This window comes from Sphingobium sp. CECT 9361 (assembly GCF_918741285.1).
Taxonomy (GTDB): domain Bacteria; phylum Pseudomonadota; class Alphaproteobacteria; order Sphingomonadales; family Sphingomonadaceae; genus Sphingobium.
In genome coordinates this window covers 45,930-69,582 of record NZ_CAKKNC010000020.1, presented here as the reverse complement: position 1 = coordinate 69,582, position 23,653 = coordinate 45,930, and the positions used below count along the sequence as shown (strand labels likewise).

Here is a 23,653-nt window from a genome sequence, read left to right as displayed (position 1 = left end):
TTCAAGGGCGACCGCTACGATTGCGGGTCGAAGGCCGGTTTCATCGAAGCCAACTTCGCGCTCGCGCTGGAACGCGAAGACATCGGCGCGCATATCCGGGCCTTCGCCACGGAATTGCTGGCCCGCTAACTTATCGAGGCTATGTTCTGGATGCCCGCGCTCCTGGGCCCCGAATAGGGAGTGCGTTCGGCCCATTGCGCTAGAAGTTGCTGGCCAAAGTGCCATTCCACAGGCCGTTAAGGATTCATCCCCCATTTGGTGCTACAAAGGACCATATAATCTAGATGGCTGGGCGTGGTAGGACCATAGACACATGCCAGGCCCACAGGCTGGCGTTCTTGGGAGTACAAAGGCATGACACAGAAGGATCCCCTGGGCGGCACCATCATCCCGTTTCCTATAGATGCGGAAGCGCGATTTCTTACAAGAATGAAAGCAAAAGACTGGGATGAAATCTGGGATCGCCTCGAAGACCGATGGCTGTCACTGGACGATAGACTGGCCACAAAGGGTGAGCACGACTAGGCCTCAAGCAAGCATGATTGGAATGGGCGCATCGGTCTGAGCACTTGCTCTTATAGCGATGACTTGTCTCCCAGGCACCGCCCCCCTGATGGCGGCTGAAGCAATCGACAGTTCCAGTAGCTCGAATATTTCGGACCCCGCGTTTCCTTGACATAGTTAAACGTCATGGTCGCGAGCGCGCCGGCTGCCAAAGGAAACTCCGTTGGTGCGTGTTGGACAGAGGTCCAGCCCATCAGGTTGCACCGGTCATAGCCTTCGCATACGCTTTGCGCCAAGGCGGCATATTGCAACGGGCTTGCATCATCTGAAAACTGGACGATAAATGCGTTCGTTTGGGGCAATCTGCCGATTATCCTGACTGAGCCGGAGACCTTTTGTGACAGAACATTTGATGTTCCAGGATCGTGAGGAGTTGCAAGTTCGGGCGATGTGCTCGCATTTTGGATTTCAAATTCTGACGGGTTTTGCGATGAATGCGCCGACGACAGCATATTCAGCTTTGTAATAAGCGGTTCTGGGACAATGCCTTGCCATCGAAAGGCGCGGGGCTGTCCCCAGCCCCCTTTCCAGCGAAAGAATAAATGAGTTCGGACAGCCGCTATTTTATCGAGTGAACTGCTCCAATAGGGTACCACCCAGTCTGTATGATAATGTGTCGCGTATCCGACCGGTTTATAGGTTGATCCCGATAGCATCTGTTCGGCAACAGCGCGGGCCTGCTTCCAAGCGGCCCCGGCAGGCTTCCGAGCCATGGCACCATCACAAGTGAATGTGAACTGACACCCTGTTGCTCTCTCCTGTCCTTGGAAGACGACCCCGCAGATAGATTTGGGGTAGGCAGGATGTCGTAGGCGATTTAGGACCACTTGCGCTACCGCACGCTGGCCTTCCTCATCGTTGCCCGCTTCATAATATTGCGCCGCTGCTAGGCAGCTGATGGCCCGTTCCCGGTCCAAGGGACGACCGAGAAATTGGTAGGGTAGGGCAGATGTTACAGGTCCAGCGATGAATGGAACGGACGTATTGATCTTTTTAGCGCTGCTGGGTGATACAGCGGCAATCGTCGATGGCGCCACGATGAGAGATTCGATGTTCTTCCCGGCCGACGCGTCGAATCCCTGTTGGATTGGTGATGAAACGATCAAGCGCCTTGTGCCATTGTGGCTCTTCGGCAACGCATATGCTATTATTGCCACAATCGCGGTAAGGATTAGTGCAGTAATAAAAAAGGCGTACGCCTTGCTGAAGCGAAATTGTTCGGTCATCCAATACCCTAACGCGTCACCCGAAGACGGGCCCATACGGTAACCACAGTCTATAAAAGACTAAAATCTGGCAGTGCTTCCACATTTTAACGAAAATTCTGGTCATCAGGGCACGGCCTCTGCAGACACATTCGCTATAAACAGCTAAGAGGCGTCCACCACGGCTTGTGGCTAATGTCTTGCCGGAGCTTTGGTTCCCATCGCTATTATCACCTGCCGTTGGATTGAGCATCAGCCTCGCGCAGCCAGGTTGCTGCGCGCGCTAGCACCAGGCGCGCAATGTCACGATACCAAATTGTACAGAGCGCGAGCCCGGTACGCCCTTAGCTGATGCACCAACGTGCCACGCTGGCCTGCTTTTTTACACATGTTTTGCCGGTGCCGCGATCCAGAAGGATGGCTCCCTGTTCGCGATTTGTCGGATCAATGAACTCGTGATCAGAGATGGAAATAGCCCTTCTGGACTGAAAAAGTTTGACGATCTCGCCAGGATTTCACGCTGAACGGGACAAAATCCACGATGAGGACCCTAGAATGAGAGAAGGTTAACAATTAAGGTTAACGAATGCAGCGCTATAGTTCCGGCGGGCTAATAAAAATCGGGTCGGGTGGAAAATTTGCATGGCGAATACTGTTTATCTCACGTCTGGCGTGACGGCTAAAGGCGTGCAATCTGCAATATCGGCGCTTAAAAGCGGCGACACATTAATTCTTCCAAAAAACAAGATATTTTCGTTTACGGAAAGCTTGAAGGTCGACGTCAGCAACAGGTCCGTAACAATTGATCTAAACGGAGCAACGCTTAAGCAGGCGGGCGACATCACTGTTTTGTCGGTTTTGGGTGGGCACGCTGACGGCGCCTCGGCGGTGTTGGGAAAAAATGCCGGCGGATCGGTCACGGTTAAATATAATGGCGCCTCTGCGGTATCGGTGGGCGACCATGTAAAACTATATTCGGATGATGCGTTGCCCAATGATCAAGGGGCTACGACCCGCCTTGGGCAGGCGTTGAAGGTTACAGCGGTAAACGGCAATACGCTCACCCTCGGCGGCGACCTGCACTACGCCGAGCTGTACAAGACCAATGTCCGCGCATCCGCTTACGAAGGCGGAACTGCAGTTGTGAGGAATGGTACAGTTCTTGGCGATCAGTCCCACCCAAGCTGGACGAAAGCCCTTGTGGAGGTGCGGTCTACCGTCGATACCCAGCTTGAGCATATGTCGGTCAAAAACGGCAACTCAATGGGATTCAACTTCGTAGATTCTGTCAATGGCAGGCTTGTGCAATCCTCTGCAATCAACCTCACCGACAATACGGCCAAAGGCCATTATGGCTATGGGGTTCACTCGGCGAGCTCCGTTAACACAACCGTTGACGGTTTTTATGCGGAGAAAGTTCGCCATGCAACTGACGACAACGCCATCGGATTGACAAGGACACATGCCGACCCGTCAAAATATGGTGCCGACTATGGAATGAATGTATCGAACGTCATTGCCAAAAATACCACTGCCTATGCATTTTCATGGCACTCAGAAGGTCGGTTCAATTCTGTTAAGGATAGTTTGGTTTTTGACAGTTACGGGGTGTTGGGCGCGCGAGGTCTCAACAACGAATTTTCAAATGTCTCTGGAGCCGGGAACGGCCGGGGTATCGTGTTTTTTGAATATGGCGACGGCGATGCGCGCGGGATTACCGTCAACGGCGTTAATTTGAAGGAAAACAGTGGCTACGCTTACTACAATCAGAACAGTCCGTGGGGAAACACCATATCGAACAGTGTCTTCGAGATATTGTCTAATAAGGTCACCATTTCGCCCAATGATCCAAGCACCACGATAAAGGGCGTGACGCTTAAGATTGGCGCCTTTGCCACAAACGAGACGATCGCAGGCACGGCTGCCGGCGACCAATTGTTGGGCGGCAAGGGCATTGATCGGATCGACGGTAAGGCCGGTAACGATTTTATATGGGGCGGATCGGGCGCGGATATTCTTACCGGAGGGGGCGGAATAGACCGCTTCGCCTATCATGCAGCGTCAGAAGCGGGCGACGTGATCAAGGATTTCAAGGGCGGTCCTTCGGGCGATGTCATTGACGTGTCGGTGATGTCGCACTCGCTAAACTGGGACAGTCTTGCGGGCCATGCACGCTTCGTGCAATCTGGAGCGAACAGCCTGTTTCAGGTGGATACAGATGGCGGCGGCAACAGCTATGTGACCCTTGCAACGCTCGAAGGGGTGGCGGCCTCCTCGCTTACGGCGTCCAATATATCAGACTCGATCTTCGTCACCAACAACGGATCCAAATACACAGGAGGGGTGGTAGCGAAGCCTGGGGCGCCCGCAGCGCTTCCCTCGGCGTTCGCAGATCTTGGCCATATGGCGCGTCAACTTGGATCTTCCGCAGCCGACACCCTGCTTGGGACCGCGAAGGCCGATCTGCTCATTGGCGGCGCAGGGAGGGACTGGCTAAATGGTATGGCAAGCGATGACATGCTCGCCGGGGGCGGGGGCGCCGACATACTCATGGGCGGATCTGGAAAGGACACGGCCAGCTATGCTGATGCAAGCAGCGGGGTGACGGTCAGCCTCAAGGTCCCAGCGACCAATACAGGTGACGCTGCAGGAGATAGCTTCAGTCAAATCGAAAATCTCATGGGGAGCGCATATGCAGACCGCTTGACCGGCAACAGTAGCGTGAATGTGATCTTTGGCCTTGAGGGCAATGACGTTCTCTATGGCCTTGGGGGTGCGGACACGCTCAATGGCGGAGACGGTAATGACCGGCTTGAAGGCGGAACGCATAACGATATTCTTATCGGCGGTGCCGGTGCGGACATCCTTATCGGAGGAAGCGGCTATGACAAGCTTACCGGCGGAAGCGGGGCGGACACGTTCGTCCTGACAGGGATATCCGATATTGTCGATACCATCACAGATTTTCAGCACGGCGTGGATAAAATCGGCCTTACCACAGCGTTTGGCATAGGAAGCATCGGTGATCTGATATTCGTGTCGAATGCCAAACCCGCGGCCGTGCGCGCGGACCCCACGCTGTTGTATAATGAGAACTCGGGGACCCTGTGGTGGGATGCGGACGGCACCGGCTGGCGCGCCCCGGTTAAGATAATGGTACTAGACAATGCCCCGGATCTCACCTTGTCAGATATCATACTGTTTTGAGGCATCGGACGTCTTTGGTCGGGATTGGAGGAGATGAGGCGGGTTTTACTCACCTGCTCTGTTGGGTTGCAATGCCTTCGCGAGTACAGCACCGCTGGGAGGATCGAAGCCGCATGGGCGACCAGGTCAGTATAGTCGCTCTCGGCCCGACACGGCATGCGCTGTGGAGGAAAGATGACCCACTGGGGCTTTGATCGGCAGACATTTGTGCGGATCTTGCATAGGCTTAGCTTTTATAGTCTTTGCCGTCGATCGCCCCCAATAGGGGTAGATTGGCAAGAGGAGAGTCCCCAAAAGGCAAGCTTGGCCTGAGCAAGGATGCGGACTGCAACGACGCGCAAGAGCCGACATTTTTTGGGTGCCATGACGAACCGACATATAAGATCAAAGATATTGTCTGGGCGGCGTCACAGCAATCAGGTAGCCGGATCGGGCTCAACGACTATGCGCTTGCCACGATAGTTCTATGAGGACATATTCGATGGGACACCCTATAATGACCCGACACAGGCGGATATTTGACATCATGCTGATCGCCATAGATCGACCTTTGATATGGCCAATCCGCTGGGCTGGTGCGGTCGTCGAAGAAAATAGTTGGAAGCCGTCATGAAATTGATTGGTTGGAAGACAGTCGAAAAAGATGCCAGGAAAACAACCAAGGTATTCTATTTCCTATTTATACCAATCCGTAAGAAGCGTTATAGAAACGCATTTCCTTATTATATGCCTGAGGCGTGACAGGGGCATATGCTAGTGAACTAAGGTACGGTGATAGCGCCCCGAGATTGTTGCCAACGCACGCATTGGAACGTGTACTCTGTCAATAGAAAAAGGCTCTCCGGTTAACGTGAACGATGCGGCGCCAGGTCTTTTGTTTGCGAACCCTTCGGGGCCGCGATAGTCAAAGGCTTTCGCTTCTTTAATTTAGCATCTGTATTGTGCGCAGGCGTACCGTCACTGTGCGATTCAATAGGCATTGATGTGCGGCCAAGGCCCCCTTGAATGGAAAGGGCGCGGCGTTTGAGCGAGTAGCCTGGGGCGACCATGGGATAGTCGTGTGGAAGATCGTAACGCGAACGGTAGATTTCTGGAGTTATGCCCTGCGACGACAAGTGACGCTTCAGGCTGGAATAGGCCTTGCCGTCAATCATCGATATTAGCTTGTCGGGGTTGGCAAGCGATTTGCGGACGGTTGTTGCCCCAATGTATGTCGGGGCTGGCGCTATTTGCGGCAGTGCAGCATTACTTAAACCCTCATAAATAAGCCTGATTATAGTTCCCACTTCGGCTGCTGGCACAGAATTGTTGGCTACAAATGCGGTAGCGATCGAGGAAGTAAGAGTGGTCAGCAATTGTGCATTCTTCATGGGGGGCTACCTTGAGCATCGGGTCAAACTTCTGGCATCGGCCTTACATAGGTTTTTCAGGATTGATCAAGAAGGAAGATTTGATAGCAGAGGCTTGTTTTTGTTTGTAGAAATAGTTTTGAAGCTGCTTATTGCTCATGCGCGTTTGATCGTGCGCATCAGGCCTATCGGGGATTATCAGGTCCCAAAAACCCTGTTTAAAACGCGTTGCGATGCACGATCACTTTTAACGTGCGCAGAAGAATGACAATTTCCCGGCTTAGCGTCCAGGAGTCGATATATTCAAGGTCAGCCCCCAGCCGATTGATGAGGTCATCTGGGACGTCGGTCGCCCCTCGATATCCGCGAACCTGGGCCAAGCCAGTTATGCCAGGCTTTAAACAATGGCGGATCCAGTATTTTTCATCGATTTCCCAGAACAGCTGGTTACCCGCGCGCGAGCCCAAGGCATGTGGTCGTGGTCCTACCAAACTCATGTCGCCCAAAAGCACATTGATGAGCTGGGGAAGTTCATCGATACTTGTTGCGCGGATGAGTCTTCCTACCCGCGTAACCCGGTCATCGTCACGAGACGCAGACCGCTCGCCGCTACTGTCGGACATATCGGTGCGCATGCTGCGAAATTTCATGATCTTGAAAACGCGATTTCCCCGTCCCATCCTGTTTTGCTGGAACAGCACAGGCCCTGTACTTTCGACCTTGATAGCAAGCGCCACGATGATGAGCAGCGGCGCCAGCAGGATGAGGATCGGAACCGTAAGACTTAGATCGAGGATTCGCTTCTTGGCACGGTTTACAGTGCACAGCGGGCCGCGGGACACCTGGTGGGTGTTATGTCCGCAAAACACACTAACGCCCAGTACGCCTGAGGCAGCAAATTCCGATGCGATTATTTCGCCGTTGATATTGGCTCCCCGCAGCAGCATGGTCCAACGTGTTCGTCGTTCGACGGAGCAGGAAACCACTACGCGCTCGAAGCCTTGGACGAGCAGGCCGAGTTTGCGCAACATTTCTGGATTTCCCAGGTCCGGCTCAAACCCGATAGGTCCCGTTGCTACACAATAGGACGTATCGGCACACACAATTGCGACGTCATCGATGATCAAGAGCGTGTTTGCCGGAGACCCCCTTAGACGTCGATTAGCATAGTGCCTAAACGACACCCGCGTAGCCACGATCAACATTCCGGAAAGCACAGTACCTACCACCAATTGGGTTAGCGTAACTTTTGCGCTCTCCTTTATCAAAAATAAAAACAGGACCAGTGCAGCCACAGAGTATAGCAGAGCTCGGCATGACTTGGCCGCATTCTCGCGAGGCATAGAAAGTATCGAATTGCCGTATACGCCATTATGCGCCGCGTAGCCCAGATAGGGCGGTATGATCATTGCTGAAAGTTTGGTCGAAGACAGGTGCACGCTGTCTCCAAGTACCGCACCGGCCACATAAAAACCGATAAAAATGACGATGCAGTCCGTCAAGAGCAGTTCAAAGTATAGGCATAGCCGGTGGGTTCGCTTCTCGGGAGGCGGAACGGGCCTGGCCTCAGCTGTTCTATCCGTCTGATGAAGACTGCTCATTGTCGGCCTGCTCTTCTATAGTTCTGCTAGATGTTCCATAGCGCTTTGAAAGACAGGCCAGCCGCATGCGCGTATACCGTGGCACTGTAAGTTTAACAGTTTATTTGTACGATATCCAGTAACTTAGCTCTCCATAGAACAGGTGACATATGACGAAGTGAGACGCTGTAGAGCATGAAAGGCTTGAGCGGCTTTTCATGAACAGAAGCGATAGTTCGCGTTTTGAAGTGACGCGTTTCCCAAGCTGTTTTGCGTGTCCGCACTCCCGTCAAAGGCGACGCATCAAACGCGCACGGTTCCTCGTCTTCCGAAAAGACGGCGCTGGTACCCCGCTGTTTCAATCTAAAGGCGATTAAATGGGTGCTCCCATGGGGCGGTTCGGCATCAAGCCAGGGCGTTTCGACAAAGTTCGGCAAACAAGCGCGCGCGCCGCTCGTTGCAGTGGCTCCAGTGTGTATGCCGGTGCATCCTGGCTGCCAAATGTGAATGGCACGGATCAGACAAGCAAACCGTATTCTTTTGAACTGGGAGTGAACCTATCTATACTGACGGGCGTGGGAAGGAGATGGGCAATGTCAGGTAAATATGTCGGTCTGGGAGTGGCTATGGGCGCATCGCTCGGCGCAGCATTCGATCATCCTGCAATTGGCGTCTCCATTGGCATCGTGCTCGGCGTAATCATCAGCGCAACCAGAAGTGCGTCGAAGGCGGCTCAGGACAGCGGGCCTAAAGCCTAGATGGCGTTGCCATAGCCCGATTCCCTACTGGGCCGATTTTCGATCAAAGACGGCCTTCTGGAGGCAAGAGGGAGTGTATTGGGCGCGGAATGGTCGGTCGTCCGGCTGTTGCTGCCCTCAGAACGCGCCCTAAAGCCCGTCCATCCTCCGGCAATCGGCTGTTCCTGCACGGCCTGCTGCATATGGTGCATGTGCGCCGCCCCTGGCGCGAGACGCATGGGCGATATGGGAAGTGGAGGTCGGTCTATATTCGCTTCCGGCGTTTTGGCGTGCTGCTCATCGCGCTGGTCGATCTCGGGCTGACCGGGACTGGCAGCACATAAGCGATAGCATGATCGTCAGCGGCCAGTTTCAGGATGGGCGCCAGAGGGGGACCTGCCTGGAATGCTGTCGTCGAAAGCGCGGTTGCTTTGACTGCCCACCCACGCCTCGCGCCACAAAAGAGACATGCACTATGGCGCAAAATATGGTTAACAGTCCGGTAAATATGCCGCTTAGGGGTGTTTACAGCTCCTGTGTTGCAAAATGCGTGGCTGAAGGTGGGATGGAATATGCTGAAGACATGGGCGTGCTGGATACGTTTCTTTATATCATTTGCGGCTATCGCAGCGGTCCATCCGGCGACTGCCTCTTCCTCACCCGCACCGTTCCTCCCAGGTGGCCTTTTGGCGGACGCACCTTCAGGTTTTGTCGCAATGTGCGCGCGCGATCAAACACTGTGCCGTCCAGATCATGCTACCGGAACGGTATCTTCGTCGAAGAACCGAAATAATGGTCTCGAGCAGCTTCGAAACATCAATCGCCATGTCAATCGAGACATAGTTCAGCGCTCCGATTGGCAAAGCTACGGTACGGGCGAACATTGGGCTAAGCCCGCGCCGCGTGCCAGAGCGACAGGAGACTGCGAGGACATCGCAATGGAGAAACGCGCGCGGCTGGTTGCATCGGGCTTTGATCCAAAATCGCTGTTTCTCGCGGTAACTTATCGTCCCCGCAATGGATTGCATGTGGTTCTTGTGGCCCGATTGGAGGACGGAGACTATATTCTAGATAACCTCTATCCGCAGGTGGTCCACTGGTATCGTACCGATTATGTATGGCTGCGCCAGCAGTCGACGGACAATCCAAAGTCCTGGCTTACAGTAGAGAATATGACAACAGATACATCCGTATCTTGAATTATGTTTACCGCTAGTCATAGGCGACTTGCGGGTTTAACGTGAACATAAGTTGGGGAACGGAGCATGAAAAGCGTGGCTTCTTGCACCTTATCTCAGGTGAGGGGATCAGTGCCTTGAAGCAAGTCGCCATGTATAGCCGCGATGCACGGCCGAGGGTCTTGGCATGGATACTCGCCTGCATAATGCTCTATTATTATATTGCATTGGGCGGAAATAGCGGAATGCTGGCCATGATTGGCGCAGCCCTAAGCTTGGGCGCAGCGATCATTACCTTGCTTGTTTTAGAACCTGCAGGTCGGTTTTGGAAGCTGGCGTGGCCGGGTTTGGCGGGCCTGGCACTACTGAACGTCATCGCGGCTCTACCACGGTGGTACAACGCTCCGTGGGATTTCCTGGCCCCTGACCTCTACAGTTTTGGCATGATCCGCCTTTTTGCGGCAACGGCATTCATGCTTGCTGGAAGCTGGGTCGGATACAGGCGCAGCGGACTTCGCAACTGTCTGCTCGGCCTCGTACTCGCTGGTGTTGTCGATATCATATTGGGGTTGGTCCTGCGCCAGTTCGACCCGATCCACGTGTGGGGGCTTTCGAAGGGCATTAATCTGTTCAGATTCACCGGCACCCTTCTTAATGCCAACGCAAGCGCATGCCTGTTTGGCGTCACTGCAATTCTCGCAACCGGAACGCTTCAGGACAGTCTGCGCTATCCGGTTCGATCGGGTATAAGGACAATAGTGCCGCTTCTTATGATTGCCGTAACAGTGCTTGCCATTGGGGCCTGCGCCATAACCGGATCCCGTACTGCGCTCCTGCTTACCGTCATTACTATTGCAACGATGCTGGTCCGCGATAGCGTAACGCGGCGTCTAATCATGAATCCACAGGGGATTCTCGTCGGCGGTGGCGTAACCCTCATGCTGGCGACGATCCTGCTTGCGGTAGGCAGTGCCACTTTTGATCGCGTGTCCTTTCTTGGTGGCGACCTATTGGAGCGCGTGGCTATCTGGTCCCGTTATGCCGAAGTGGCACGTGACGCGCCTTTATTGGGATATGGACCGGCCTCGTTCGTAGAAATCAACAATCTGGCTATGCGCACACCGAGTGACGCTCGTCTCCTGTGGTACGTTAATTCTCCGCATAACTTCGTTCTAAGCTTGTTGCTGGAGCATGGATGGATGTTCATAACCGCTCTAGCGATAACAGCCCTGCTAATTACCGTACCTATTTTTGCCGGATATCGCGGGATGGCCAAAAACCCGGTCCAGATCAGTGCTATCGCTGCGTGTTTGTTTATCCTCCTGTGCGGGTCAATCGACATTGCGCTTGACGTGCCAGCAGTAACAATGTTGTTCGCGCTGCTGGCAGGGCTGCTTTGGGGTCAAAACATCCGGCACCGAACACACAGTGTTTCTAACGAGGTGCGCCAGTCCATCGCAACACCCCGTCTCAGGGTATGATCTGAAATCCAGAAGCGCTGATCGAGCGGTAGCGTAAACCCGCGCCAACGATCTAGCTATCAGTGCGACCTAATAGCCTTCTGAACCAGCTGGACTTTCGGGTGCGGGGCGTGGCGCCCGATTTTTGGAACAGGTAGGTGCCAAGGATTGTGGCCTGGTTGCTTGTAAGCAGCAAAAAATAGGATCGCGGATGATTGCTCGCCTTGTCCTGAGCCGTTTCCATGACCTGCAACTTTACCAGCAACTTGTCTCCAAGATCCTGCGACGACCAGCCGACGAGGGCTCCATAGAGATCGGGCTTTTCGCCTTCCTCAGCCATGTGTAATCTTCCCTTCCGACGTCATCGCAGTTCGGGCCATACAATACGCCTCTACGCTATGGCTGTAGCGTATTAACTATGAAGGAACCCTTATCGGGCCCCGCTCAAGTGCTGTAAGGCGCGATGGTGCGGTCGCGGATGGGCTCCCTATCCCTCAAGTGGCGACTATCGTGAAGCCCATAAGGGGTCTTCCCGAGCCGGCACAGAGATATCGCCTGGTCTCACAATGCCACTATAGGACCTTATCGGGAAAAGTCGCGTAGCGCAGGCTTGCGGAGATTGAAGGCGTTCGCCGCTCCACTAGTGCCAAGGAGCCGCGTGACGCGCATGGCATCGGAGCGTGCAATATTCGCGGTCCATTGCGCTTCATTAAGCACACGCTCGCGGGTCGTGCGATCAAGCTTGTTCCAATGAACTGCGCCAAAACGGATTCGCCAATAGGCGGAGTCACGCAGATACGGTGCGCTTTTGAGACTGGCCGCATAGGCATTTAGCGTGGCCGGATCATTGGGCCCATATTCAAGAAACAGGATATATGTCTTTACAACCCAAGCTTCCCCCCATGCTGGACGCGCATTGATGGCCCTCTCCACCAAAGCATTGGCAAGAGCCAGATGCGCGCGACGCGATGGATAATCCTGCTCCATCGTGGCCGCTTTCGCTTTGCTCAATGCAAGAACCAGACATAGGCGTGGCGACGCGGTCGCGAGCTTTGGCAAGGTGCCGAGTGTATCGGTACGCCACTGGCTACCCACCTGCCGCTCTACTGACGCCAGTTGGCCCTCCTGACGGGCAAGCTGAACGGCGACCAGTAATGCAATACCCATCAGTCCCAGCAGACAGAGGCGTACGCCAACGGTGAGTGCTGAATTGAGGGACATTGCCAGCGTATCTAGTCTTTCTGATAATAAGCAGAGTAGCGGTTTGAATAATACAGAGCGCCATTCACCTCAGCATTGGGATCAACCATTGTATAAATTGCTCCAACGGTTTTGGCGTGATCCTGTTCAAGAATGTCCCGCACGGCAACCACTGCAGATTTCGGCGTCTTGTCCCAGCGTACTGCAACTATGACCGCATCGGCGATCGCGGCTACCGCGCGCGCATCCGCGACGCCAAGAAGGGGCGGGGTGTCGAATATAATGCAGTCATAGCTGCTGCGAAGGGCAGTCAATAGGTCCCGCATGGGATCGCTGGTAAACAAGTCGTCAGGTACGAAAGACGGGGCTGAGACGGGCAAAATATCGAGTTTCTCTACCACATCGGGCTGGATGGCGCTCGTAAAGGGAATACCGTCTCGCAAGACCTCAACAAGCCCGGAGCTGCCTCCCATGTTCACGACCGCGCTCAAGCCGGCCCGCCGTGTATCCAAATCCACAACGACGGTTCGCTCACCCGACATGGCCATCATGCGCGCTAGCGAAAGCGAAGTTGTCGTTTTTCCTTCGCCTGGCATCGAAGAAACAAGCGCGATGACCTTGAGGGGCTTTTCGCTGCTTATCGTGAGCGTGCTCCTGATGGAGCGGAATGCTTCGGCATAGGCTGTAAAGGGGGCATCGACCAGCGCATCGGCGGGCGATCGCCTCGTGGCAACGGCTTTGCTCGCGAGCGGGATCGATGCGATCAGCGGCAACCCGATGGATTCCAGATCCTTTCGCGTCCGCAGCCCTGCCGACAGCAACTCTTGGATCGCTACAGTGCCCGTCCCCAGGAGCAGGGCAAATGCAAAGCTGGCGGCCAGCAGCATTTTCTTGTTTGGAGCCGAGGGTTCCGCCGGGATCGATGCCGATTCAATAATCTGTGCCTGAGCCATAGGGCTCGCCGCAATCTGATTGGTCTTTTGAACCAGTTCGGACGCCTGATTGTAGGCCGTTCTCGATGATTCTGCTGCCCGTTTATAGGTATCGGCTGTAGCCGAATATTGTGTCTCGGCAGCCTGGGCACCCTTTAGCTGGTTCAGATCCGATCGCAAGCTTGCCGCACGTGCCGTCGCAGCGCCGGCTTCGCTTTGCAAACTGCCGATGACACGGTTGGCTTCTTCCTGAATTTGCTGATCGATTGCCTGGAGTTGTTCCTTGATCCGGATACTCTCGGGATGGCGAGGCCCATAGCGTGTGACGATTTCGCTCGATTGTGTGACCAACGCCGCACGCTGCGCACGCAGGTTGGAAATTACCGTCGATCCCAGGACTGCTGATACTGCCGTGATGCCGCCCGAGCCGATCTGCGAACGCGCCGCCGCGAGCTTCGAGCGGGCAGCTGCCGCCTCTGACTCGGCAGTTGCAACCTGGCTGGCCAAAGGGCTTATCTGTTGATCGGTAACGGAAACAGATCCCTCGCCGACGATGCCGGTGGCGGCCCGATACTGGCCAAGGCGTGCTTCGGCCGACTGAGCCGATTGGCCAAGTTGCGCAAGGCGTTTTTCAAGCATGGCGGCCTGCCGGGCGGCTGTGCCCGTGCGCCGACTTACGCTGGATTCGATATAAATTTCCGCAAAGGCGTTGGCCAGTTTCGCGGCTTTGGCAGCATCGGGCGACTGAAACGATAGATCGACGACGTAGGTGGCCTTTTCGCGTTGTGCAGATACCCTGCTGGCAACAATATCTGCAACGTCATCGAGATACTGCTTTTTGGCGCCCGCGCTGGCATTTGCCGACAAGGGATCTAAGGTTTTGGTGAATTCGCGATCCTCTGCCAAATTGAGCTTGCGCACGACCTGAATAGCCAGATCGTGTGACCGCATCACGCTGGCTTCGGTTTCGACGATCGACTGATCGGGGAGACTGGATCCCGTGGTGGGCTGTCCGATAAGAGCGTTCTGCGAAGGTTCGATGCGCAGGCGCGCCGTAGCCTCATATTGTGGCGTAATCAGCATTATCGCAACTATCGACGATGCAACGACGAGGCAGACAATGGCTAGCAGCATCCGCCACCGGCGCCGCAGGGCATCGCCAATCCGCCTCAAACCACTAGCGAGGCCATCGGGTTCACTACCCGGTAGCGGGTATGAAGGGCGTGAAATATCGGCAGAAGGCGTTGTCACCTGGGTAGCTCCCGTGTTGGCATTTAGCGCTGGAATATCACGCCGATAGTGGCGCGCCGTTCCGAGATATCTGCACCGATGGTTGGCACACTACTGGTTCGCTTCGCGTATCTAACGTCGCCTGTCAGCGATATCATATTGTTCAGTGCAAATTTCGCTCCGCCGGTCGCGCGGAAGATTTTGACGCGGCCGGGCACTGCAAAATAGTTGTCGACCTCGTATTCACCAGCGATATTCACTATAAGGTTGCGCAACAGCTCGTGGTCCACGCGCACAGCGCCACTGTTTGCAAAATAGGCGCTGCTCCCAAAAACATTGGCGTCTTCGATCTCGCGTCGGGCTGCCAGGGTGACGGTTGTGAGTTCTGTAGGAAAATACTCGATCCGAGCAGCTGCCGAAACCCCCGATACCGTTTTATAGTCGATGGCATCGAAGGACCGCCGAACATAGCCGGCAGCAATGCTTCCGCGCACCAAAGCGCTCAAGTCAAAGCTGACGCCGCCCAGGGCATTCCATTCGTCGGAATCTCTATTTGGAATCACGGCAGTTAATGGAAGGTCATAGTTGGTCCGGGTGTATGACACTTCGGCCAACAAGCTGGTATCCGGGGTCAGACCATATTCATAGTGCAACGTGCCGCGATAGACATCGCGATCGCGATTATTCTGATCGAGCGTCCCGCCGCTGAAGAGATCTACTGACTTGTAGTCCAGCCGACTGTAGGTCGCGGCTGCCAAAATCTTGGATCGCGCCAAGATGAGTTTCCCCAAAATCCTGGCATTTGTCGACTGGAAGGGATTTGCCTGCCTCACGTCGGGATTGGCAACGCTTGAAAACCGCGTCTCAAACTGTCGGGCCGTGCGGGCACTGAGCGATACAGATGCGTCGCCGGAAATATCATAGGTACCGGCACCCCCAACATACCAGCCGTTTTCGTTGCGATCGCCTTCCTTGAAATATCGCAGCAGGCGTGCGCCGGCATCCAACCTCAAAGAGTGCACGGACCAGTTCGAACGAACCGTCGCACGCGGCGCAAGCGTGATGTAACCATCGCTGATTTCGCCGTTTTGGGTCTGATACACATTGTTGGTATGTCCTACACGCGCTTCAACCGCGGGCAAGAGGGTGAACCCACCCAAATTAATGCCTACAGGCTCATATTCGGGTCGTTGGCGGTCGATCACGCTAACGTTCCGGCCCCTGTCGTAGGTAAGTGGCAATGCTGTATCGAGCAGTTGCTCTCCGATCAGTTGCGCACGGGCAACTTGCGGCACTCCCGCCATTGCAGCAATGGCTGAACAGCCCAGTAACACATAACGCTTCACGTGATTTGCCCTTTTACTATTGCCGGTGTTCAATGGCACGCTTCTAGGGATTGATATAGTCCGAAGTTACGCCGCCTCCGCCAATATCCGGACCTGCTGTTAGCGAAAGATCGCCGGATGCCGCTCCGGTCCCCTGGCCACATAGCATCGTTTTACGCAATGCACGCAAATTTGTAATTGCAGCAACTTGATTTTTGGATAGCCCCTCAAGCGGAAAACCATCCAGGGCAGCGACCGTGGCCGATGGCGCACTGCGCGTTTGATCCAGCGCGAACAGCACGGCGCCCTGTATCTCTTTTGGTTGCGATGCGGGATGATGGGCAGCGATTGTCTGCGCGATTATACCGCGCAAATAGGTAACATTCTCTGTGTCGACGGCCTTGGCAGCGACGGTTCGTACGTGGCATTCCGATTGATCCAGGCGTTCGGCCAGCTTGTGCGTCGCCGGGGCTTTGCCTGGACCAATGGAAGGTGCAGAATGGCCTGGAGCTGCCATGAAAAATGCGAAAGATGCTACTAACTGTACATCAATTAGATATCGTCTCTTACCCATAAACAGCTCCCTTGTACCCGATCAGAAATAGCGTTCGCCAATCCGCACGGTATCTCCCGGATAAATCTTTAAATCGGGTGAAAGTGTCATCTTCTTTTCTTCCGATTCGCCGGCGCGCTTTATGAAAACTTTCTTTTTATTGGCGCGATACGTATACCCCTCTGCGCGGGCTACGGCGTTCATGACCGTAAGGCCATTGACAAACGGGTATTCGCCCGGCTTTTCAACTTCGCCCAGAATATAAAAGGGTCGGTACGTCAGCACATCCATGCTCACCTTTGGTTCTCTAAGATAACCATTGGCGAGCCGCGACTGGATGTCGGTGATTACATCGGCGGGGGTGCGCCCCAAGGCTTCGACGGTTCCTATCAGAGGCAGCGACAAGGTTCCGCTATCACTAACGGTAAATTCGCCGGACAAGGATTCTTCGTTGAAAACGATCACGCGAACCTTGTCGGCAACCCCCAAGCGATAGCCAGTGGCAACCCCCCCCGCACTGACGGGCGATTGTGCTGCCGCAGGACTGGGCGGCGTTTGCTGAGCTGTGGCTAGAGAGGGGAGGCCCAACACCAGCACGGTCAAAAGTATACGAAGAATTTTAATCACAATCACCTCGCGAGATTCCGAATGAATTGCATACTCCACGCTCGCGGTTGCAGCAATAGATCCCTATGACGTCCTTTGGCGGCAGTAGCTAAGATCATCCACCAAAATGTGATGGCCCGCCGCTTTTGGATCTACCGGTGCAATAGCCAATAAAGACTGAACAGCATTTGAACTATTTTCCGTTCGTCGCGAAACCATCGTCCGCGCTGCATTGTGCGATTTGCGCCCCTGTACCGTTCAAGGCAGCGATCTTGCGAGTCGCCCAAGATTAAAGTGCTGGCCGGGTGCGCATTGCGTACAGCGCCGAATGCTCCTGAGATGCCGGTTGCCTTCCATCGCTACAGTCTTTGCCGGCCGCGCATTTTAGGGCCGTCCCGGCGTGGTCCGTCGGCGCGCAACGCTTGGCCGCTTGGCAGGACATTGCAGGATGCTTGTCATCCTCGCGCGCTTACAGGGCCATGATGTATCTCTCCTCACTTTCGCTGCAGGCACTACACGGCACTGGGCAGAAAGGCCTTTCGTGCCCCGGGACTGGCCGGGCAAGCAGTCTAGGGCATGACATATGTCTCTCACAACGTGGATATCACGGCGCTGAAAAAATCTACGGATAGGTCAGGGCATGACGGGCTTTGCATTGCCCTCCACGCGTATGTGCGGCATTGTCCGGCAGGTTTGCATTGTTACCCTCTGCCTTCAGGCAGCCCATTGTCTTGCCGCAGTATCCGCTTTGTCTTGCTCATTCTCCCGAAGATGCCGGTCACTTTAAGGAATAGCTAAACCCTATGAGCTATAGCTGCGGCAGAACCTGGGGCCAAAGCACGTTGATTTTGCTGCAATGCAGCGTTAGGTCCGCATCATGGAAATGAAATAGGTGAGGCGCATGAAAGTAGCAGTTCTCGGTCTTGGCTATGTAGGTTGCACAGCCATTGCCTGCATAAGCTCTCAGGGCCACCATGTGGTCGGTATTGACATCAGCGAGGCGAAAGTCTCGACCATACGCTCAGGCAAGTCGCCTATCAAAGAGCCCAAGGTGGAGGAACTGCTTCATGCCGCGAAACAGGAAGGACGACTCGACGCCAGCACGTCTGTAGGAACGCATCTCGACGAATGTCATCTTGCGATTGTGTGCGTAGGGACGCCAAGCGGCGTCGATGGCTCGCATAACATGAGCTACATTGTGCAAGTCTCACGTCAAATAGCCAGCGCGATCGCGCGTGACCGAACCGAACCGCTCACTGTTGCCTACCGCTCTACAATGCGTCCTGGAACAATGGACCAGATGATTACGCCGATATTCAAGGCCGCTTTGGGCGATGCCTTCGAAACAGCTGTGGAACTGGTGTATAATCCCGAATTTTTGCGCGAGGCAACGGCGGTGGATGATTATTTCAATCCCCCCAAAATCGTGATCGGGACATCGAGCGGTGCGCCTTCGGAAAATATGCACGCATTGCATGATGGCATCGATGCGCCTGTGTTCGTCGTGCCTTTTCGAGAGGCCGAGATAACCAAATTCGTCGATAATAGCTGGCATGCCGTTAAGGTGTCCTTCGCCAACGAGGTGGGTCGGGTCTGCCAGTCGCTGGGTATCAGTGCCGCTCAAGTTCACGAAATTTTCGTGTCCGACACGAAACTCAACATATCCCCTTATTATATGCGACCGGGGGGCGCCTTTGGCGGATCCTGCCTTCCCAAGGATGTACGCGCCCTGCAATATATAGCGTCCGATCTGGGTGCCAATACGCCTTTGGTAGACTCGCTTATCCGCAGCAATGAAGCCCATAAAAATTACCAGTTCAAAGTGGCCACCGAAGGTCTCGAAGCTGGATCGCGCGTGTTGCTGGTAGGGCTGGCGTTCAAGGCCGATACCGATGACCTGCGTGAGAGTCCGGCGGTCGATATTGCACGAAAGCTGCTCGACGCTGGCTATAAGCTTGACATCTATGATCCAGGACTGACCCCGGACATGCTGGTAGGCCAGAATTTAGGCTATGCTTATGCGTATCTGCCGACAATCGACACCTTGCTGGTCAACCGCCAGACGGCAGAGTCCACCCCATATGCGTTGGTTATCTCTACGAACCGGCTGTCCAAATCGCTCACGATCGATGCTGACGCATTTGTCGACATCAGCGTCATTCCATAGGCTTCGAGCGCATGACATCGCCTTTTTCCAATTCGACGACACCCGTTGTCAGCCAGGATTTTCCGACGTTTATCGAGGGGCAGCCGCTCGCTAACAAGAAAATACTGATTATCGTCGAAAACCTGCCCCTGCCATTTGACCGCCGCGTTTGGCAGGAAGCGCGGACGTTAAAGGCGGCCGGTGCCACTGTGTCGATCATCTGTCCCATCGGCAAAGGGTATGAAAAACGCTATGAGCTGCTCGAGGGCGTTCACATTTACAGGCATCCGCTGCCTGTCGAAGCAAGTTCTGCTTTAGGCTATCTCTACGAATATGGAGCCGCGCTGTTTTGGGAAACGTGCCTGGCATGGAAAATATTCTTCACGCGCGGACTGGATGTCATTCATGGATGCAATCCACCAGATCTTATCTTTCTGGTAGCCTTGCCTTTCCGGTTGTTCGGCGTCCGTTTTCTTTTCGATCATCATGACATCAATCCAGAACTCTACGAAGCAAAATTCAATCGCCGGGGTTTCTTCTGGAAACTGATGGTCTTGTTCGAACGGATGACCTTTGCCACTGCATCCGTTTCTATCGCTACCAATCAAAGCTACAGGGCAATTGCTTTGGAACGGGGGCGCATGAAAGCTGACAAGGTTTTCGTCGTACGATCCGGCCCTGATCTGAGCCGTTTGCGCGTCGTCCCTCCCGTGGAGAGCTGGAAAAATGGGCGCGCGTATCTTGTAGGCTATGTTGGCGTCATGGGCGATCAGGAAGGTATAGATCTTCTGATCGACGCTGTAGACCATCTGGTGAAAATCTCCGCGCGGACTGACATCCAGTTTTGTTTGATAGGCGGCGGTCCCAGCTTGGCTAACCTGCAGACTTTGGTTGCCGAGCGCGGGCTCGATGACTTCATAACATTTACCGGGCGCGCGCCGGATCAAACCCTTTTTGAGGTCCTTTCTACAATGGACTTGGGGGTCAATCCCGATCGCGTGAACACGATGAACGACAAATCCACCATGAATAAAATCATGGAATATATGGCATTAGGCAAGCCTATGGTGCAGTTTGATGTTGCAGAAGGTCGTTTTAGCGCCATGGACGCTTCGCTCTATGCCAAAGCTAATGACCCGATAGATCTGGCGCAGAAGATCGTCGATCTTATCGACGATCCGGAGCGGCGGGCAAGAATGGGAGCCTATGGCCGTGACCGTGTCGAGAAGGAACTGAGCTGGCCGCACCAGATTGAACCTTTGCTAAGCGCCTATAAGAAAATACTGCGTCTCGATCGGTAACCATCGGCTTGATGCGGTGCATCAAGCGCTTCTCGCATCATGGACGGATCGCAGATATCCTCCACGGGGAAGGACGACATCCTCCTGTCGGGACTCGCGATTTGCCAACAGGCAAAGAGCAGGCGCGTGTGACTGTGCCAAACGGTTGCAATGCTGGCCACCTGCTTGTCCTACCCGCCAATGGGTTCCTATAGCCACGAAGATCGACAGCGGTTGCCATGCGCAGTGCTGCGTCCGGTGACCTCCTCGATGTCACAAAGGTGCAAACCACAGGCAAGGTCTGCCCCAGCCATAGCCGGCAGCAAGGCGTTCGCGATCGGCCGAGACATTGCAAGAACGGCTTTTTTCCTGTTCGCCCGCTGCGGCCATTGCATCACAGCGCGGGGTTGATCCACATTGGAACAGTTACGATCCTTGACATGCCGCCTTTCAAGGTCGACGTGTAACGAAGACGAAACTATGTTGAGAATCAGTGCGTTGGGCTGTTTCTTGCAACTCCATTTTCGGTAGAGTTGCAGACACTTAAGTGGATATCGAATGTGACGCTAAAAAACATCAATGCAAAGTTGGGAGCGGGTGCGGCATGCGCCTTTGCGGTGGCGGCCGCGGTCCTTTGGTCAACCGAGTATCCCGCGCGAGCGATCACTACTGCATTGACAGATCCCTTGTCGATATTGGACGGGCGTTCGCCGGGCACCAGGGCAAGCGGTGCCTTGTTCCAGACCAAGGAACGCTATGCTGCCCGGCCACGCTTTCCTGCGCGCGAGCGCCCTCCGGGTGTCGAAGAGCGCGTCCTCACTTTGGTGCGCAGCAGACCGCCGGGTGTGCCGCCCATGGCTGGCGTGCCGCCTTTTATGCCGCAGCAGCCGGGCTTTTTTCCTAGTCAGCCCTTTGACGGGTTTGATGCCGCGCCGGGGGTAAGGCCGCGCGCGAGCGAGCAGGAACTTGCTGCAGGTCCAGACAGCATTGGCGGCGGTGGGGTAAGTTCCGATTATACAGCGCCAGCTGCGGCGCCGTCTGCATAACGCCTTCTTTGCAAACGTTGCCCCGGTTGCGATGAAGATAGTGCGCTGGGTCTTTTTGGCAGCTCTTATCGCTGTATGCGCTGTGCTGCTTGCGCGATACACGCAGGCTCCGGTCGATAGGGCTGTGGTCGAGGAGAGGACGATCGGCAGCCGGATATGGTATCCAAAGGGTCATTATCCGTCGCTGACGCTGGCTGGCACGGAACGTCGCGTTGTCCGCAGTCTTCTGGCCCAGCGGCACGCCATGTATTTTGGCGACTTTATCTGGGAGGATGTTGCCAAAGCGGGCGAACCTGTGTGGATCCGCGTCGATCTGGGACGGCAGTTGATGTCTGTTTTCCGGGGGGCTGACGAAATTGGGTCGGCGGTGATTTTATACGGCACGGATGGCAAGCCAACGCCGACTGGACTGTTCACTGTGCTCGAGACGGCCAAGGAGCATCGGTCATCGCTTTATGACGCCGAAATGCCCTTTATGTTGCGTCTGACCAATGATGGCATTGCCATCCATGCAAGCGAAGTGGTCGAAGGATCTGCGACGCATGGATGTATAGGTCTTCCGGCCGAATTTGCCGAGCGGCTGTTCAATGTTATAAAGCGCGGCGATGTCGTTGCGATACTGCGATTTTCCCAATGAGGTCCTAAGCGACAGAACATTCCTAATCAGCGCTTAACCATTCCCTTGAAAGCGATGTTTACGGGCACGGCCGCATCCTTTCTCCAGCCCTGGAGAAAGGATGTAGTTCATGGCAGTCGGCCCGTTCAAAACCCTTTTCTCCAGCCTTCTCTTGCTGTGTGTAGCGCCTGTTCTTTGCGGCAGCCTCGGGCTTACCTCGAACATGGAAACGCGCATTCTCTTTGCGCATAATGCGGCACGCGCCAAGATGGGCGTGCCGCCTCTCAGTTGGGATCCGAATTTGGTAACATCGGCGCAACAATGGGCCGATCATCTGGCAGCAAAGCAGCTTTTCGAGCACGCGCCCGAACGCCTTCTTGGCGACGAAGGCGAGAATCTCTGGGCTGGCACTAGCGGGTATTTCCCAGTCGATGCCATGGTCGATGCGTGGGTACGAGAAAAGCGAAGCTTCAAGCCCGGACTATTTCCGGACAACAGCGTGACAGGTAAAGTTGCTGATGTTGGCCATTATACCCAGCTCATGTGGCGGCGATCCCGGCATGTCGGTTGTGCTATTGCGAAAGGCGCTGAAGAAGACGTGCTGGTATGCCGATACAGCGAAGCGGGCAATTACATCGGTGAAACCCCTTTTTGAGGTTCGTGGCCAGAATCTGCACTTGTGACCCTATACTCTGCAGGGCCCCGTAACAGCGCAGTGCCAGCGCGCTGCGTTCGATGGTGCCAACGCCAGGGAATGGAATTTTTGCCGCCCTATCGCAGTGACCGGGAGGGCCTTGCAAGGCGCCCCCTGCCAAACCTGCTGGCAATGACGGCACGCACCTAGCCCATAGGTCCCTGCAGAACAAAGGGGCGGGTTGTTCTGGTCGGCCGGCTCTCATGGGCACGCGCCTGCGCTTTTTGAATGCAGGCAGCGACTGGCTGCATGCATGGGGCTGGACATAGTTTGCCGTGTTGCAACGCTCCATGCTTTCGTGCGCCCCGGGGCGTCCCGATCACGCCTTGTTTTCTCGATGACGGCAGCGCGCATTTCGGGTGCCGTTCATACAACGGTAGACCTTTGCAACCTGCCAACTCCGGATCGCGCATTTCGCCTTTTGACGGCGTCCCGTGCTGCCTTGGCAATCGGTCCGGAACAGCCCTATCCCATGACCATTGACATTGCGCGGGAAAGGAGATCGCAAACAGTATCTGTGCGAAAAAAGCGCAAATAGCAATGCGCCAAAACTAACGAACTTACCGTTTTGATCCCCATGCGCGCTCGCTTCAGCGCAAATAGGGCTCATTCCAGCGTGAAATTACCGCCCACATCTGCGGATTAACTATAAACGGTCATAAATTGTGCGTACGCGAAGGCCTGAACTGGGGGGCACGCTGGCGTCAGATATTTGCAATCGTGCAACGCCAGCGCCTCAGCTTCG

Annotated in this window: 20 protein-coding genes and 1 pseudogene; 12 read left to right on the top strand and 9 right to left on the bottom strand. The window is 54.9% G+C overall.

What is annotated here, in order from left to right; translation table 11 throughout:
* Together LQ220_RS20475 and LQ220_RS20470 are read left to right on the top strand one after the other, a co-directional pair.
* A pseudogene (locus LQ220_RS20475) lies at positions 1-129 on the top strand (UTP--glucose-1-phosphate uridylyltransferase); the annotation flags it as partial.
* Positions 130-354: 225 nt separating this feature from the next.
* Positions 355-525 carry a hypothetical protein gene (locus tag LQ220_RS20470; RefSeq protein WP_230189969.1) on the top strand — a complete coding sequence of 57 codons (171 nt, stop codon included), beginning with the start codon at positions 355-357 and terminating at the stop codon, positions 523-525.
* 50 nt (positions 526-575) lie between these two features.
* On the opposite strand, the gene LQ220_RS20465 is transcribed toward LQ220_RS20470, so the two are convergent.
* Complete coding sequence (locus LQ220_RS20465; protein WP_230189968.1) at positions 576-1,790, bottom strand: cell wall hydrolase; 1,215 nt, start codon at positions 1,788-1,790, stop codon at positions 576-578.
* A gap of 621 nt (positions 1,791-2,411) precedes the next feature.
* On the opposite strand from LQ220_RS20465, the gene LQ220_RS20460 reads away from it, so the two are divergent.
* On the top strand, positions 2,412-4,976 hold the full coding sequence (locus tag LQ220_RS20460) for a calcium-binding protein (protein WP_230189967.1): 2,565 nt from the start codon (positions 2,412-2,414) through the stop codon (positions 4,974-4,976).
* A gap of 845 nt (positions 4,977-5,821) precedes the next feature.
* On the opposite strand, the gene LQ220_RS20455 is transcribed toward LQ220_RS20460, so the two are convergent.
* Positions 5,822-6,346 (bottom strand): MucR family transcriptional regulator, encoded by a 525-nt coding sequence (locus LQ220_RS20455; RefSeq protein WP_230189966.1) that lies wholly within the window; start codon positions 6,344-6,346, stop codon positions 5,822-5,824.
* A gap of 197 nt (positions 6,347-6,543) precedes the next feature.
* On the bottom strand, positions 6,544-7,827 hold the full coding sequence (locus LQ220_RS20450) for a sugar transferase (protein WP_230189965.1): 1,284 nt from the start codon (positions 7,825-7,827) through the stop codon (positions 6,544-6,546).
* A 455-nt stretch (positions 7,828-8,282) separates the two neighbouring features.
* Between LQ220_RS20450 and LQ220_RS20445 the strand changes: the two genes are divergently transcribed.
* From LQ220_RS20445 to LQ220_RS20430, 4 genes are all read left to right on the top strand, one after another.
* Complete coding sequence (locus LQ220_RS20445; RefSeq protein ID WP_230189964.1) at positions 8,283-8,663, top strand: hypothetical protein; 381 nt, start codon at positions 8,283-8,285, stop codon at positions 8,661-8,663.
* Positions 8,664-8,752: 89 nt separating this feature from the next.
* Positions 8,753-8,986: a hypothetical protein gene (locus LQ220_RS20440; RefSeq protein ID WP_230189963.1), complete on the top strand. Its 234-nt coding sequence runs from the start codon at positions 8,753-8,755 to the stop codon at positions 8,984-8,986.
* A gap of 342 nt (positions 8,987-9,328) precedes the next feature.
* Positions 9,329-9,841 (top strand): transglutaminase-like cysteine peptidase, encoded by a 513-nt coding sequence (locus LQ220_RS20435; protein ID WP_230189962.1) that lies wholly within the window; start codon positions 9,329-9,331, stop codon positions 9,839-9,841.
* Positions 9,842-9,957: 116 nt separating this feature from the next.
* A complete protein-coding gene (locus LQ220_RS20430) occupies positions 9,958-11,301 on the top strand; it encodes an O-antigen ligase family protein (RefSeq protein WP_230189961.1) in 1,344 nt (447 codons plus the stop codon).
* Between the two features lie 52 nt (positions 11,302-11,353).
* Here the strand turns inward: LQ220_RS20430 and LQ220_RS20425 are convergent, their stop codons facing one another.
* From LQ220_RS20425 to LQ220_RS20400, 6 genes are all read right to left on the bottom strand, one after another.
* Positions 11,354-11,620, bottom strand: coding sequence for a hypothetical protein (locus LQ220_RS20425; RefSeq protein ID WP_230189960.1), 267 nt, complete (start codon positions 11,618-11,620; stop codon positions 11,354-11,356).
* Between the two features lie 242 nt (positions 11,621-11,862).
* Complete coding sequence (locus tag LQ220_RS20420) at positions 11,863-12,501, bottom strand: hypothetical protein (RefSeq protein WP_230189959.1); 639 nt, start codon at positions 12,499-12,501, stop codon at positions 11,863-11,865.
* Between the two features lie 11 nt (positions 12,502-12,512).
* Positions 12,513-14,663 carry a polysaccharide biosynthesis tyrosine autokinase gene (locus LQ220_RS20415; RefSeq protein WP_230189958.1) on the bottom strand — a complete coding sequence of 717 codons (2,151 nt, stop codon included), beginning with the start codon at positions 14,661-14,663 and terminating at the stop codon, positions 12,513-12,515.
* A 23-nt stretch (positions 14,664-14,686) separates the two neighbouring features.
* Positions 14,687-15,988 carry an outer membrane beta-barrel protein gene (locus LQ220_RS20410; RefSeq protein ID WP_230189957.1) on the bottom strand — a complete coding sequence of 434 codons (1,302 nt, stop codon included), beginning with the start codon at positions 15,986-15,988 and terminating at the stop codon, positions 14,687-14,689.
* A gap of 43 nt (positions 15,989-16,031) precedes the next feature.
* Positions 16,032-16,541, bottom strand: coding sequence for a hypothetical protein (locus LQ220_RS20405; RefSeq protein WP_230189956.1), 510 nt, complete (start codon positions 16,539-16,541; stop codon positions 16,032-16,034).
* 21 nt (positions 16,542-16,562) lie between these two features.
* On the bottom strand, positions 16,563-17,186 hold the full coding sequence (locus tag LQ220_RS20400) for a polysaccharide biosynthesis/export family protein (protein WP_230189955.1): 624 nt from the start codon (positions 17,184-17,186) through the stop codon (positions 16,563-16,565).
* Between the two features lie 841 nt (positions 17,187-18,027).
* Between LQ220_RS20400 and LQ220_RS20395 the strand changes: the two genes are divergently transcribed.
* The 5 genes from LQ220_RS20395 (at position 18,028) to LQ220_RS20375 (ending at position 22,869) form a co-directional block, all read left to right on the top strand.
* Complete coding sequence (locus LQ220_RS20395) at positions 18,028-19,293, top strand: nucleotide sugar dehydrogenase (RefSeq protein ID WP_230189954.1); 1,266 nt, start codon at positions 18,028-18,030, stop codon at positions 19,291-19,293.
* A gap of 11 nt (positions 19,294-19,304) precedes the next feature.
* The gene (locus LQ220_RS20390) at positions 19,305-20,573 is read left to right on the top strand and encodes a glycosyltransferase family 4 protein (protein WP_230189953.1); all 1,269 of its coding nucleotides are present in this window, start codon (positions 19,305-19,307) and stop codon (positions 20,571-20,573) included.
* A gap of 539 nt (positions 20,574-21,112) precedes the next feature.
* The gene (locus tag LQ220_RS20385) at positions 21,113-21,598 is read left to right on the top strand and encodes a hypothetical protein (protein ID WP_230189952.1); all 486 of its coding nucleotides are present in this window, start codon (positions 21,113-21,115) and stop codon (positions 21,596-21,598) included.
* Positions 21,599-21,653: 55 nt separating this feature from the next.
* On the top strand, positions 21,654-22,235 hold the full coding sequence (locus LQ220_RS20380; protein ID WP_230189951.1) for a L,D-transpeptidase family protein: 582 nt from the start codon (positions 21,654-21,656) through the stop codon (positions 22,233-22,235).
* Between the two features lie 109 nt (positions 22,236-22,344).
* Entirely contained in the window at positions 22,345-22,869 is a 525-nt protein-coding gene (locus LQ220_RS20375) for a CAP domain-containing protein (protein ID WP_230189950.1), read from the top strand.
* Positions 22,870-23,653 lie beyond the last annotated feature (784 nt).